At 35.3% G+C, this 12980-nt stretch carries 12 protein-coding genes and 1 pseudogene; 2 read left to right on the top strand and 11 right to left on the bottom strand.

What is annotated here, in order from left to right:
• Positions 1 to 10: 10 nt before the first annotated feature.
• The 4 genes from LY60_RS02985 to LY60_RS02970 all read right to left on the bottom strand — a co-directional run bounded on the left by LY60_RS02985 (position 11) and on the right by LY60_RS02970 (position 6291).
• Entirely contained in the window at positions 11 to 2068 is a 2058-nt protein-coding gene (locus LY60_RS02985) for an MASE3 domain-containing sensor histidine kinase (RefSeq protein ID WP_145079831.1), read from the bottom strand.
• A 280-nt stretch (positions 2069 to 2348) separates the two neighbouring features.
• Positions 2349 to 3449 carry a DNA-processing protein DprA gene (gene dprA, locus LY60_RS02980; protein ID WP_145079828.1) on the bottom strand — a complete coding sequence of 367 codons (1101 nt, stop codon included), beginning with the start codon at positions 3447 to 3449 and terminating at the stop codon, positions 2349 to 2351.
• Between the two features lies 1 nt (position 3450).
• Positions 3451 to 4977, bottom strand: coding sequence for a YifB family Mg chelatase-like AAA ATPase (locus LY60_RS02975; RefSeq protein ID WP_145079825.1), 1527 nt, complete (start codon positions 4975 to 4977; stop codon positions 3451 to 3453).
• Between the two features lie 60 nt (positions 4978 to 5037).
• Positions 5038 to 6291, bottom strand: coding sequence for a radical SAM protein (locus LY60_RS02970; RefSeq protein ID WP_145079822.1), 1254 nt, complete (start codon positions 6289 to 6291; stop codon positions 5038 to 5040).
• 231 nt (positions 6292 to 6522) lie between these two features.
• Here LY60_RS02970 and LY60_RS02965 point away from each other — a divergent pair, with 231 nt between their 5' ends.
• Positions 6523 to 6726 (top strand): heavy-metal-associated domain-containing protein, encoded by a 204-nt coding sequence (locus tag LY60_RS02965; protein WP_145079819.1) that lies wholly within the window; start codon positions 6523 to 6525, stop codon positions 6724 to 6726.
• A gap of 18 nt (positions 6727 to 6744) precedes the next feature.
• On the opposite strand, the gene LY60_RS02960 is transcribed toward LY60_RS02965, so the two are convergent.
• The 3 genes from LY60_RS02960 to LY60_RS17940 are packed head-to-tail and all read right to left on the bottom strand — an operon-like array spanning position 6745 to position 8811.
• Complete coding sequence (locus tag LY60_RS02960) at positions 6745 to 7293, bottom strand: DUF3795 domain-containing protein (protein WP_145079816.1); 549 nt, start codon at positions 7291 to 7293, stop codon at positions 6745 to 6747.
• Positions 7294 to 7319: 26 nt separating this feature from the next.
• Complete coding sequence (locus LY60_RS02955) at positions 7320 to 8639, bottom strand: M18 family aminopeptidase (protein WP_145079813.1); 1320 nt, start codon at positions 8637 to 8639, stop codon at positions 7320 to 7322.
• Positions 8640 to 8652: 13 nt separating this feature from the next.
• Positions 8653 to 8811: a hypothetical protein gene (locus LY60_RS17940; protein ID WP_170226092.1), complete on the bottom strand. Its 159-nt coding sequence runs from the start codon at positions 8809 to 8811 to the stop codon at positions 8653 to 8655.
• Positions 8812 to 8977: 166 nt separating this feature from the next.
• On the opposite strand from LY60_RS17940, the gene LY60_RS02950 reads away from it, so the two are divergent.
• On the top strand, positions 8978 to 9484 hold the full coding sequence (locus tag LY60_RS02950; RefSeq protein ID WP_145079810.1) for a peptidase associated/transthyretin-like domain-containing protein: 507 nt from the start codon (positions 8978 to 8980) through the stop codon (positions 9482 to 9484).
• A gap of 103 nt (positions 9485 to 9587) precedes the next feature.
• Here the strand turns inward: LY60_RS02950 and LY60_RS02945 are convergent, their stop codons facing one another.
• The 4 genes and pseudogenes from LY60_RS02945 to LY60_RS17935 form a co-directional block, all read right to left on the bottom strand.
• Complete coding sequence (locus LY60_RS02945) at positions 9588 to 10913, bottom strand: PQQ-dependent sugar dehydrogenase family protein (RefSeq protein WP_145079807.1); 1326 nt, start codon at positions 10911 to 10913, stop codon at positions 9588 to 9590.
• 113 nt (positions 10914 to 11026) lie between these two features.
• The gene (gene mobB, locus LY60_RS02940; RefSeq protein ID WP_145079804.1) at positions 11027 to 11773 is read right to left on the bottom strand and encodes a molybdopterin-guanine dinucleotide biosynthesis protein B; all 747 of its coding nucleotides are present in this window, start codon (positions 11771 to 11773) and stop codon (positions 11027 to 11029) included.
• A gap of 274 nt (positions 11774 to 12047) precedes the next feature.
• The gene (locus LY60_RS02935) at positions 12048 to 12545 is read right to left on the bottom strand and encodes a ferritin-like domain-containing protein (protein WP_145079801.1); all 498 of its coding nucleotides are present in this window, start codon (positions 12543 to 12545) and stop codon (positions 12048 to 12050) included.
• A gap of 126 nt (positions 12546 to 12671) precedes the next feature.
• Positions 12672 to 12980: pseudogene (locus tag LY60_RS17935) on the bottom strand (2-amino-4-oxopentanoate thiolase subunit OrtB); the annotation flags it as partial.

Genomic DNA, 12980 nt, shown 5'->3' with positions numbered 1-12980 from the left:
AACTTTTTAATCAGTATTCCAAGGAATAAATATCAGAAAATTCTATATTTATTTTGTCTATTTTGCTGTCATAAAATATTGCGTCACTGACTTGTTTTTCGTCCAAGACAATGACCGGCAAATCAAAAATAAATTCGCTTCCTTCCCCCACAGTGCTGTTGACCATAATTTTTCCTCCGTGCATTTCAACAAGAGTCTTGACCAATGACAAACCTATTCCGCTTCCTTCCCTGTTTCGGGTTAAAGACCTGTCAACCTGGCAGAACCTGTCAAAAATAGCATCTAGCTTGTCCTTTGGTATGCCAATACCTGTATCCTTCACACTTATGCGCACAAAATCTTCGTGGTCTTCAACATTTACCATTATTTCGCCGCCGTTATTTGTAAACTTTACAGCATTTGAAAGCAAATTTAACAGTATCCTTTCAAGTTTATCTTCATCCACTGCCATTACTTTTTCTTCTGTATCCGTGTCAAAAATGATTTTAACGCCTTTAGATTTGAAATTTTCGCTTACCGACACTGAAATGTCTTCTGCAATTTTTACGATGTCATGGTTGTGCATGTCCAATTTCAAATATTTCGAATCATATTTAGAAATATCAATAAGGTTATTAATAAGCCTTATGAGCCTGAAAGTATTTTGCTTCATTATTCTCAGATACCTGCTCTTTCTATACTCACATGAATCCGGCAGCTTTTCTTTTACCGGCATTTCAAGAAGCTGTATTGTACCCAGTATTATGTTAAGCGGTGTTTTAAGCTCATGGGATATATTCGTGAAAAATTCCGTCATCAGCGTGTTGTACTCGTTAGATTGCTCAAGTTTCTTTTCTCCTTCTGCTATGTCGTTCTTAAGTGATATTATTCTTTCCTGAGAACTGAATCCCCTGAATATGGTCATGACTGCAGGTTCTCCTCTGTACATGATATAATTGAAGCTGCATTCTGCTCCTACTTCAACACCTTGGATATTTAACAACTTAATTTCTTCAAATGGAAAATTTAAATGATTGTTTTCAATATTCATAAAATGATCTTTTGTCATTTCAGTTTTGTCATCATGAATAAAGTCCCAGATGTTTCTTCCCATAATGCTTGATATTTCTCCAGCTCCAACATTTAAAGCAAAAGTTGAATTTGCATATATGATTTTATTATTCTTGTGAATCACTATACCGTCTCCCGAGCGGTCTATTATAAGATCGTAACACTTTTCATTTTTAAGTATTGCATCTTCAATATGTTTGCGGTAGTTTTCCTCCATATCCAGATTGTGTATCAGCTTCTCATAAGGCCTCTGAAGTCCGTTTTCAACTATTCCCTTGTACATTAGGAAAAATGATACAACTTTTATTATGTGTCCAAGTGAAAACATAATGTCTGTATTAAATGAATAAAGTGATATTAATATTTCAGAAATTATTTTCAGTACCATTGATAATTCAAGATAAAAAAACAAATTGGAATCTATAGATTTTCTGGCCTTAAAAAAATGAAAAAGACTTATAATAAGTACCGTGGTAATAAAATATTCCATGACCAGTTTAAACTCAGTCTTTCCATTATCCCAGCTGTCAGGCAAAAAATTGAAATACATAATATCCAGCACAGAGAAGACAAATGCTGTAAAGTAAATTATTTGAACCATGTTTAATTTTTCATGACTGATTTTATTATACAAGAACAAACTTGACATCAACAAAGTTGCAGCTTCGAACAATCTTGCTGCTACCCAAAATCTAACAACCATATCGGCTGAAGCACCTGGAAATATGCCCATGGACTCATAAGAAAATGCATGCAATATATCAAGCATTCCTACAAATAAATACCCGTATCCTAAAAAAGCGAAAAAATCATTTTTTGAAAATTTGTAGGTGTTCAGGGAAAACATAAATATGCCGAAACAAATTACAGCACTGAATATTTCTATGAAGCTGTGAAACATATAGAAATTATTAAAATGAAGAAAGTACAACCATGTAATTACAAAAACATAAATTATAAGTCTGTAATCGTTTTCATCTTTATTGTTATTTTTGCTCAAAGATTGACCTAATTCCATAATATACCCCTATATCCCTGTTATTTGTTATATTATACCATATTTTAGAAATAAAGATATATTTTCATGTTTATATTTCCAACAATTTTCGACATGATTACAAGCATATTTCCTTCTTTTATTAATTTGATTCTTTTGAGTAAGAGAATTTTATCCCCCCGTTATATTACGTAAAATATAAAATTTTTAAGCGAAACAATTCTATATTCTAAAAATTTATCCTTTAATTATATCTGCAATACTTTATGTTAATTGGTTTAAACTGTAAGCAAATATTCTTTTATTGATTAAGCGAAAATTTGTTTCCTGAAATCTTTGTTATTTTGCCCTTCATTTCAAGAAATGTAAGAATGCTTAACAAAAGAGGAGTTTCCAATCCTGTTTCTCCTGCAATTTCATAAACAGTCTTGTTTCCTGACAAAATGCTTTTTATGACTTTCATTTCATCACTGCTTAAACATGTTAAGTCTATGCTGTTCTTTTTTGCAGATTTTTCTTTTAGCAGAGGAATTTCTTCTATTATATCATCCAAAGAAGATGTAATTTTAGCTCCGTCTCTTATAAGAGCATTTGTTCCCTTGCTGTAGATGCTGTCAATGTTGCCGGGAACTGCAAATATTTCTCTCCCCTGGTCTGCCGCATGCCCTGCTGTAATTAATGTTCCGCTTCTTTCCTGTGCTTCAATGACAAGCACTCCATGGGATAATCCGCTTATTATGCGGTTTCTGTCATGAAAGTTGTTAGGCATGGGCTGCATGCCGAAAAAATATTCCGTAATTACAGCACCGTCTTTTTCAGCAATTTCATTGTACAGTTGCTCATTGATTTTAGGATACACAACATCTATTCCACAGCCAATTACACCTATTGTTTTTGCACCGCATTTCAGTGCTGTTTTGTGTGCTACTGAATCAATTCCTGCAGCAAGACCGCTTACTATATTAACTCCAATTTCGGAAAGTTCCCTGGTGAATTTTTCTGTAGCCCATTTTCCATAACTTGTTGCCTTTCTGGAACCTACAACTGCAATTGAAAGATTGTCTATGTTTTTTATGCTTCCCCTGCAATACAAAATGTAAGGCGGCAATACTATTTCCTTAAGCAGCAAGGGGTAAGTTTCATCAAAAATGGTCACGGCAAAAGCATTATGTTCATTTAATTTTTTAAGCATGTTTTCTTCAAAGCTGTCCTTTGTTCTTGAAAGTTCTATTATGATTTCTTCCTTTAGCTGCAAATTCTTTTTCTCACATTCAAAATTATCCCACAGATATGTTGTGTTTCCTTCAAAATAGTTAAGTAATTTTTCTATTTTTCCGTTTGATATTCCTCTGGCAGAATTTAGCCAGCCAATGGTTTTTTGATTTATGCTTAAGCAGTCCATATTACCTCCAGTACTTCCTGTCAAGGTTTCTATACTGAATTGCTTCTGCCACATGGATGGTTTTTATATTCTCACAGCCTTCCAAATCAGCAATTGTTCTTGCTACCTTCAATATTTTGTTGTATGCCCTGGCGCTTAAACCAAGTGTTTCAAAGGCACTTTTTAGAAGACTTTCTGATTCACTGTTTGTTTTGCAGTATTTAGAAATATATCTTCCTGAAAGCTCAGAATTTGTTATGATACCAATTTCCTTATATCTTTCCTTTTGGATATTGCGTGCATTTATTATTCTTTTTTTGATTTCAGATGAAGATTCCTCTTCATTTGTATTTTTCAAATCTTCATATTTTACCGGAGAAACTTCAACCTGTATGTCGATGCGGTTTAACAAGGGACCAGAAATTTTCCCAAGGTATTTGTCAATCTGACTTTGGGTGCATGTGCATTCATGAGTTGAATCGCCCAGGTACCCGCAGCAGCACGGATTCATAGCGGCTACAAACATAAATTTAGCAGGAAATGTAAAAGAACCATTGGCCCGTGATATGGAAATTTTCCCGTCTTCCATGGGCTGCCTTAAAACTTCCAGCACATTTTTAGGAAACTCTGGGATTTCATCGAGAAACAAGACGCCGTAGTGAGCCAGGGATACTTCTCCAGGGCTTGGCTTTGAACCGCCTCCAGCCATTGCAACTCGTGAGGAGGTGTGATGAGGTGAACGGAAAGGTCGTTTCCTTATGAGACCTTTGCCTGACAACAAACCGGATATGCTGTATATTTTTGTAACTTCTAGGGACTCTTCAAATGTTAAATCAGGAAGTATGGTTGGAATTCTTCTTGCTATCATAGTCTTGCCTGAGCCCGGTGATCCAAGGAGCAACACGTTGTGCATTCCTGCAGCGGCGATTTCTACAGCTCTTTTCATGGCAGGCTGTCCCTTAATTTCTGAAAAATCTTCATTGAAAACTTCGAGTTGATTAAATTTTTCATAATCATTTTTAAATGGATCTATTTCAATTTCTTTGTTAAGATATTCAACCAATCTGATTAAATTATTGACTGGCACTACTTCTATTCCTTCTATGGCGCCACATTCTTCCTTGTTGTCTTCAGGAATTATTATTCTTTCAAAATTATTGTTCCTCATGGATATTACCATGGGCAGTGCCCCTTCAACAGCGGTAATTTTGCCGTCCAGGGACAATTCTCCTATAATTATTGTCTTATTGCCGATTTTTTCCTTTATAATCTTGCTGGCTGCAAGAATTCCCACAGCAATAGGAAGGTCAATCTGGCTTCCTTCCTTTTTCAAATTTGCAGGAGCTAGATTAACGGTAATCCTGCTTACAGGAAAGCTGTATCCGCTGTTCTTAACTGCTGAGCGAACTCTTTCCTTCGATTCCTTAATTGAAATATCAGGAAGTCCCACAATGCTAAAATTCGGAAGTCCTCCTGATAAGTCTGTTTCCACATCAATTTCATATCCTTCAAGTCCATACAAAACACAGGTCTTAATTTTCGAAAGCATAATTACCTCCAATATTTTGCCAATCGAATTATGCAATTTCCTATTCATAATATAGTAACTTTATCTTAAGACTATTTTGCCTGGGAATGCTTCTTTTCTAGAAACATTCCATACTTTGTCGATGTATTTTCTTGTGTAAGATTGTTCAATAATATGATACCAGTATGAAGATTTCGGTGTTAGCTCATAGAAATCTTTGTTTTTAACTAAGAGATTTAATTTTTCAGCCAGTAAAAGTTCAAAGCCGAACATCTTATCAATGGATTCTCCGATGATTTTTTCAAATTTCTGAATATCAATTTTTAAGGAGTAAGCGCTCCAGAACAAATAATATACTGCTCTTTGCCTTTTTGTGAAATACAGAGTCAATGAAGATGGAAGAATGCTGTTGTTTATTCTTTTTATGTACTCAGAAATTGAAAATGTGTTTATTTTAAATGTATTCTTTAAAAGTGTTGCTGCTGACACACCAAAACCAAGAAAATTATCTCTCGTAACTGAAGAATAGCGCTTTGTTCCTTTCTTTGCAAATGTCCAAACAGAAGTTCTTTCTATATTAATGTTGCTGCAGAATTCTGTAAGTTTTTTAAGCATCCTTTTTTTTGTTTTTTCCGGCATTGCCTTATAGTCGTTGTCTGCAAAAGTGAAATCTATGAAAGGGTATGTTGAAACTTGAGTGGCTCCGTTATCAAATGCAGCCGTAATGTCTTTCAGCAGAATTTTGTCCGTCTGACCTGGAATAGCAAAAATCAAGTCAACATCAACAACATCAAATTCATAACTTTTGACGAGATTCAGCTTTTCTTCAAAAAGATCATTTTTTCTTCCCAGCCTTTGCAGACATTTTTCATCAAAAGACTGAATTCCTATACTCACCATATTTATACCAATATTCTTCAATTTATCAAGTGTTGATTCTTTAATATCTTCCGGATGAAGTTCAACGCCTATGCTGCCTTCAATGATGAAATAATTTTTAAGCTTGTCAATAATTTCTTTCATGTCATCTATCATGAGTGCAGGAGTACCTCCTCCAAAGTACAGGCTTGCAGCATTCTTTTTCTCCTTAAGATTTCTGCACACAATGTCTATTTCCTTTAGCAGTGCTTTCTTATATGATTCAGCCTTATGTTTGTCATATACTTCCTTGAAATAAGGACAGAACCTACAGATACTCCTGCAAAATGGAATATGAACGTACAATCCCAGATCTTCAAGAGAATCAAATTTAAGTTTATTCTCGTTTCTCCCCGTAAAAACAAACGGCTTTAATGAGCGGGTCAGAACAACCCTTAACATTGATGTTATAAGCATAAACACCTCCTGAAACAAACTGATTGCTGTACATCTATATCTTCAATCATTCTGTAATTTAATTTATTTTTTTTGCAATATGTTTTTAGCACATTCAATGACCTTAAAGTTATCCATTTCATCACCTTTTATTTTTACCTTTTATACCCTTTTTAATATGCTGTTAAACTTTTAATATTTTTTATGTTTTAAACAAATACTAATTTAAATACTTTGAAAGGAATTAATATTATGAATAAAGTTCATTACAACGTTGACAGACTGCAAAACACTGAAATGAAGACACAAATAAAAAACGCCCTCAGCGAAATTCCAGGTGTTAAAATGATAAATATTGATATTGGAAGAGGATCCATAGAAGTTGGATATGGAGATCTTGCAGAAGAAAGCATAATAAGGCAGCGAATAGAGCAAACAGGCTGCAAGATAGAATAAAAGACCCTTGAAGGGTCTTTATTTTCTTAACTTAAGCTCTATATTTTTATCTTTTGCCTTTTTTTCAATGAGAAAAACAGCTTTTTTTGTTTTCTGTTCATCTTGAACATCAAGATTATTTATTGAAAGTAAGACTTCTCTTAAATCTTCAATTTCGAGCAAGTTAACTGCTGTGCAGTAAAAGTTTTTTCTTCTTCCGTCATTGAAATTTTCCATGAGATATTGAAATATTTTTATTTTTTCATTTAAAATTTCTATATATTTTTCAATGCCCGCACTTTCTGCTTTCTTGAAATCCAAAAGAACATTTTTATAAGTGATGAAAGAATCTTTGTTGCTTTCTTCCCTGTATTTTGGGCATGGAAAAGAAGTGCACTGAAAACAATATTCTACATTGTCATGATTTTTGCTGCATGTGATGACAGAACATGTGGGATGCTTTAAATGGAACTCTTCGCCTCCGCATCCGGGACATTTTGAATGTCCGTCTGTGTGGTATCTTGGGCACAAGCCGCAATTAAGACCACATAAAGAAAAAATCGGATATTGTCTTTTATATTCTTTCATATGTCCACCTATTCCTATTCATCTTGTTACTTTGTCACAGACAAAACACCAGATGACTTTTCTGTAATGTGTGAATTGAAAAATTCTTCTGAAGCTTTAATTAAATACAATGTGTCTTTTATACCGGCAGTTTCGTAGGATGAATGCATGGAAAGCTGTGCAAGACCTATATCAACCATGTTTATGCTAACTTTTGATGATGCAATGTTTCCAAGTGTACTTCCTCCTGCAACATCAGAGCGATTAGTGTAATTTTGGTATGGCACATCTGCTCTTTTGCAGAATTCCTTAAACAAAGCTGAACTTACTGCGTCTGTGGTATATTTCTGGTTTGCATTGTGTTTTATTACAATCCCTTCGTTCATGTACACACGGTTAGTGGGATCACTTAATTCAGGATGATTTGGATGAACTGCATGTGCATTGTCAGCTGAAATCAAAAATGAAGAAGCAAGTGCACAAAGATATTCTTCACTGGACTTACCCAGATTGTCATTTATTCTTTTAAGAACATCCTCCAAAAATGTTGATGCTGCACCTTGTTTTGTTCCGCTGCCAACTTCTTCATTGTCAAAGCAGCAATAAACGTTGACTGATTTTGTGTTGCTTCCTCTTAAAAATCCCTGCAGTGTTGCATATGCACACTGAAGATTGTCAAGCTTTGGCGATGACATGAACTCGTCATTTTCTCCCCATACAGTGGGCTCTGTCCTGTTGTAAAGGAATAAGTCTGTGCTTATTATGTTATCTTTTTGAACACCTGCATAGATGCTTACTAAATCCATGAAGCTGTCTTTTCCTTCTGCACATATTCCGTACAGCGGCAGCAGGTCAACTTGTTCGTTGTACTTCATGCCGGAGTTGATTTCCTTGTTCATGTGGATTGCGACATTAGGTATCAAAACAAGGTTCTTGTCTATGTTTACAAGCACTGTTTCAAAGTTTTCTCCGTTTTTTGCAATAATTCTTCCTGCAACAGAAAGAGGCCTGTCAAGCCAAGTGGAATAAATCATTCCGCCGTATTTTTCAGTATTTAGCTGGACATATTTTTTACTTGCTTCAATTTTATAATTGTCCTTAATCTTAAAACTTGGAGAATCACAGTGTGAAGCAACTATGTTGAAGCTGTAGTCATCTAAATATTCTCCGACTTTAAAAGCTATGATCGATGAATGATTTCTGGTAACAAAATATTTGCTTCCTTTTTGAATGTTCCATTTTTTACCTTCTGCCAGTTCTTCAAATCCTTCTGACTTAAGTTCTGTCTTCAATGCATCAACTGCATGAAAAACACTTGGACTTTTTTTAATAAATTCAATTAAATCCTTAGATGCTTTTATGTACATTTTTCACTCCTTCTTATTTTTCTCTTTTTATGCTTATTTCTATGTCTCCGTTTTCAGGGCAGCCATTAAGTTCCTTTGTAACAGCTTCAATTGTATTCATTAATATTTTTTGCACAAATGGAACCATCGCTATCTCTTGTCCGTTTACTTTTAATATTATTTGATCGCTCATATAATACTCCTTATCATGATATTTGTTGTATATATTATCTTATATTTTCATTATTTTTTCAATGACTAAATCTAACTGTTTAATACTGAAAATATTAACTTTAACAATATCTTTTTCTTATCATATTATATCTTAAATACATAAAATTAAGAGGTGACTTTTTTTCATGGATTATTATAAATATAATAATAGATATATCACTCCAAAACCTTATACTGCTAAAAATATGATGGTAAAAACTTTAGAAACACCATCACAGCCTCCGTCAGAAACTCCTGAGAGTGCGGAAACTGGAACATTGACTGTCAGAGTCTTTACAGCACTTGGAGCGCTTCCGGTTGAAAACGCATCTGTTACGGTATATAGGATGTTGGAAGGCGGTGAAGTTCAGTCATATTCTCAACAAACAACAGATTCAAGCGGCAGGGTTCCTGATATTTTGCTGCCTGTAATACGTGATCCCATGGATACTTCACAATATTACTATACCACGTACAGCATGAGAGTTTTAGCTGAAAATTATTATACTGTGAACGTTTTAAATTTCCGAATTTTCCCTGGCATAAAAACCGATTATAAAGTTGACATGGTTCCGTTAGTTGCCGGTGAAACAGGAGCACCTGAGCAAACATACATAATTCCCCCAAGCCCAATTGACAGATTTAATGAGTAGAGACGGAATATGTTGATTTTCATAGAAAGAGTTAATGAAATATATTTGCAGAATAAAAGCAGACTAAGTCTGCTTTTATTCTGCAATAAGCCTAAACATTAATTTATGTCCTGCTGATTTTCCATATTACGCCTGTATTTGGAATGTAAAGATTTGGATTTATGGGCGTAGCCATATTGTAATCAAGCACATACATGGCTTCGTCCGGTCCGAAGACAACATCCATGGGTCTTTCAAATCCGCCACCTCCAGTAAAAGAAGCTCCAAGTCCTGTTCTGTTAATGGCAAATGTGCTTACATTGCCGTCGTTCATGTCGATTCTGACAATTCTTCTGCCTACTCCAGGAAGAGGATACCCTCCTGTAGTTACTGGATATATGCTTCCTGACAAAGCTACATAAGCATTCCCATATGTTCCAAATTCCTGGGTGTAGTCAAAGTCAAACCCTCTCACTCCCGCATGGGGCTCTATGATTGCAAAGGGTTTTGTAGGTATCATAGGATGCCTTGACATTAAAAATTCAGGCTGGGGGCCTACATCAGGTCTGAACTGCGGCAATGTAACAGGAAGGTTTCCGCAAAAATCAGGAAATCCATACCATGACCCATGATTTATAAATAAAAACTCATCAGGACAATCTTTTATGGGCCTGCTTCCTCTCACATCATATGTGAGATTGGTGGCAAACATTCTGTTAAACCTGTCAAATTTCACTCTGTAAGGCTGTGTCACACCCCAGGCATAAACTTCAAGATTTGAACCGTCAAGTTCTGACCTGTATATGCAGCTTGTGGGCCTTAAGTTTCCAAGCACAACATAATCAGGCCTGTTTGGTGTTCCAAAAGGACGAAATGCACCTGTGAATGCGTAATCCGTTGGAGAATAAGAAAAAAAGTTGTATGACACGAAATTTTGTCCAACCAGTTCAATGTCTTCTGCCGGAAAATCATGAAAATATGGATGAAATGCAGTCCAGCTGTTGTCAGGTCCCACAACTCCAGAATTTGTCGCCGAACCTTGTCCGAAATACATTTTTCCATCAATACTGAACTCAACCTGGCTGTTTCCAAAATCACCCAAACTTGGCAACCCGGATATTACATTATATCTTCTTCCATCCTCTTTAAGTAATGTTATCAAACCTTTGTGAGATACGTATTTATCCTTATTCAGAACGTTCACTCCAGAAAGGGGAACATTGAAGCCTTCAGCAATAACCTCATAGCTGCCGTTTCTAAGCCGCATTACTCTTGCGTTTCCGTCTACTTCCCCAGATTCTCCTATTAATATGCTGCCGTCTTCATCAAAAACCATGCTTACCGGTGAATTCAACCCCTGAGCAAAGACCTCCACTGTGTATCCCGGCAGCACATATATATCTAAAGGATTGAGGTTCCTGGAATTAAAACTAGATTCAATAGCGCTCATATCAACCTCCATTTTATTGTTTATATAATATATTCAAGGTTTCTGATACACGTTACTGAATGTTTATGGTACAAACAGAAAACAAAAATGCTGCTAACGTAGCTTAATGTAAATTATCTTTTGATTAAAAGCTCTATGTTCCCGTTTACTGAATAACCGTCTAGTTCCCCTGCAACCGCTTCAACAGAATTTTGAAGAATTTTTTGCACAAAAGGAACCATTGTTATTTCTTTTCCATTAACTTTTAAAATTACATTTTGTTCTCTCAAAACACAATCAGTCCTGCTTTTTTCTCCTTTTAAAATCAATGAACTTAATTCTTTACATGTGTGACCGCACTTCATGCAGCATTCATCTTTCATGTCAGGAAGGCGTTCAAACACCTTTTCTTCTATTAAGTCCACAAGTTTTTCAATTTCTGTAAGGGAATTAATTGCCGGTATTCCTTTATATTCACTTAAATTTCCTGAAATAACACCGGAAAAAGCAAATGTTGTTTCACTTATTCTGTCTTCAATCCCCTGAACATCGTGAGCAGTTACAATGGTGGGCGCCCATGTACCCCTTACACCCTCCAATATTACAAAATCATGAGAATAAAAATCTAGAATTTCATTTAAATTCAATTTTCTTTGGTACATTATATTTGTTTCATTTGCACCTCTTGCTGCAATAAGGCTAGAGCCAGCCTTCTTGTGCCGGTCTGTATTTGTTCCATCCATATCCATCTTAAAATTGTGAAAATGAATTTCTTTTACCGTTCCAACTGAATAATTTCTTTTGACAAGTTCCTTAATTATGTTTTCTATTGTTGTTGTCTTTCCAGACTTTGATATTCCTATAACTGAAAATACCTTCATTTTCCACTCCTGATTATTTGATTTAAACAACATTCTACATAATATTATCTTATATTGAAATTTTTTTCAATCCATAGCAATAGAAAGTTGCTCCGCGACTCCGCTAGGGAGACCTATGTCCACCTTCGGCGTAAAAACGCATGCGCGTTTTTGACTCCGCTCCCACCTTAAGGTTAAGGATGTCCCGTCCTTTGCAATCCCCGTTTTTTATATACTAGGAAAGAAAACTTTCAGTATATAAAAAAGCAGTTGCTCTGCAACTGCCGTTATTTTTTTAAAAAGGTGCAAAACCCTGTTCTGCCCACCAATCTTCCTTCAATATACCATACTGTTCACTAAACTGCAGAAGGTGTACTCTTTCCCATCCAGATAATATGTCAAATAAATCCTTACTTGCTTGAGATTGTACTTTTTCTTTAGCTTTTTCATAAAAATCAATTGAACTTTGCTCCATCTGCATTCCAATTCCAAAAACTGACATTGCAACAGAAGCGTCATTTTTATCTACCTTATCCCATCTGTATATTTCCGGTGATGGAATAACTACACCTGAGCCTAAAATATCTTCTATTTTTATTTCTCCGCCGCCGCTTAACTGAGTCCACAATTTCCTTAAGTACTCAGCATGCTTCATTTCTTCATTTGCAAGTTCCTTAAAAGCTTCCCTTGTTCCGTCAGAAGATGCTCTTTCGCTTGCCATCTTGTAAAATTCAAATCCTTCAACTTCATTCAACACTGCCTGTGAAATAATTGCTAATTCTTCTTTATACATATTTCCTCCTGAAAATCGTTATATGTTGATTATACCACCCACGGATTTTTTTAAACATCAATTTGAATTAAACAGCTGCTCTTCACGAATGAAAACAAAAATGGCCTTTGTAAGGCCATTTTTTTGTTATAATGAAGCTAATACTTCTTTTACAAATTCAACATTTGTGTTTGTCTCTTCTGCAAGAAATGCTATATCAGCATCATTAGGTGTTACATTGCATGTTGCTACTGCATTTTTTATCAGTGATTTTCTCATGTGCGTTAAATCTGCATCTTCTGCTTTTATCATTGATGGATGTTCTGGCAGTATTATGTTTGTTCCAGGTACTTCTTCTTTTGGATTTCCAAATTTTATTTCTATGCCGTTTGATCTTGCAAATGACAGCTGCGGCTGAATGTGCTTGCCTGCTCCTGTGTATTCTGTTTCCTGAAC

The sequence above is a fragment of the Sedimentibacter saalensis genome, from assembly GCF_007830175.1.
In the GTDB taxonomy this organism is placed as follows: domain Bacteria; phylum Bacillota; class Clostridia; order Tissierellales; family Sedimentibacteraceae; genus Sedimentibacter; species Sedimentibacter saalensis.
This window is presented reverse-complemented; position numbering and strand designations above follow the sequence as displayed.

Excerpts from the sequence above, each read along its gene's own strand:
- LY60_RS02955 (WP_145079813.1), bottom strand. The coding sequence starts at position 8,639 with ATGTACATAAAAGCATCTAAGGATTTAATTGAATTTATTAAAAAAAGT.
- LY60_RS02975 (WP_145079825.1), bottom strand. The coding sequence starts at position 4,977 with ATGCTTTCGAAAATTAAGACCTGTGTTTTGTATGGACTTGAAGGATAT.
- LY60_RS02945 (WP_145079807.1), bottom strand. The coding sequence starts at position 10,913 with ATGAGCGCTATTGAATCTAGTTTTAATTCCAGGAACCTCAATCCTTTA.
- LY60_RS02965 (WP_145079819.1), top strand. The coding sequence starts at position 6,523 with ATGAATAAAGTTCATTACAACGTTGACAGACTGCAAAACACTGAAATG.
- LY60_RS17940 (WP_170226092.1), bottom strand. The coding sequence starts at position 8,811 with ATGAGCGATCAAATAATATTAAAAGTAAACGGACAAGAGATAGCGATG.
- mobB (WP_145079804.1), bottom strand. The coding sequence starts at position 11,773 with ATGAAGGTATTTTCAGTTATAGGAATATCAAAGTCTGGAAAGACAACA.
- dprA (WP_145079828.1), bottom strand. The coding sequence starts at position 3,449 with ATGGACTGCTTAAGCATAAATCAAAAAACCATTGGCTGGCTAAATTCT.
- LY60_RS02985 (WP_145079831.1), bottom strand. The coding sequence starts at position 2,068 with ATGGAATTAGGTCAATCTTTGAGCAAAAATAACAATAAAGATGAAAAC.
- LY60_RS02950 (WP_145079810.1), top strand. The coding sequence starts at position 8,978 with ATGGATTATTATAAATATAATAATAGATATATCACTCCAAAACCTTAT.
- LY60_RS02935 (WP_145079801.1), bottom strand. The coding sequence starts at position 12,545 with ATGTATAAAGAAGAATTAGCAATTATTTCACAGGCAGTGTTGAATGAA.
- LY60_RS02970 (WP_145079822.1), bottom strand. The coding sequence starts at position 6,291 with ATGCTTATAACATCAATGTTAAGGGTTGTTCTGACCCGCTCATTAAAG.
- LY60_RS02960 (WP_145079816.1), bottom strand. The coding sequence starts at position 7,293 with ATGAAAGAATATAAAAGACAATATCCGATTTTTTCTTTATGTGGTCTT.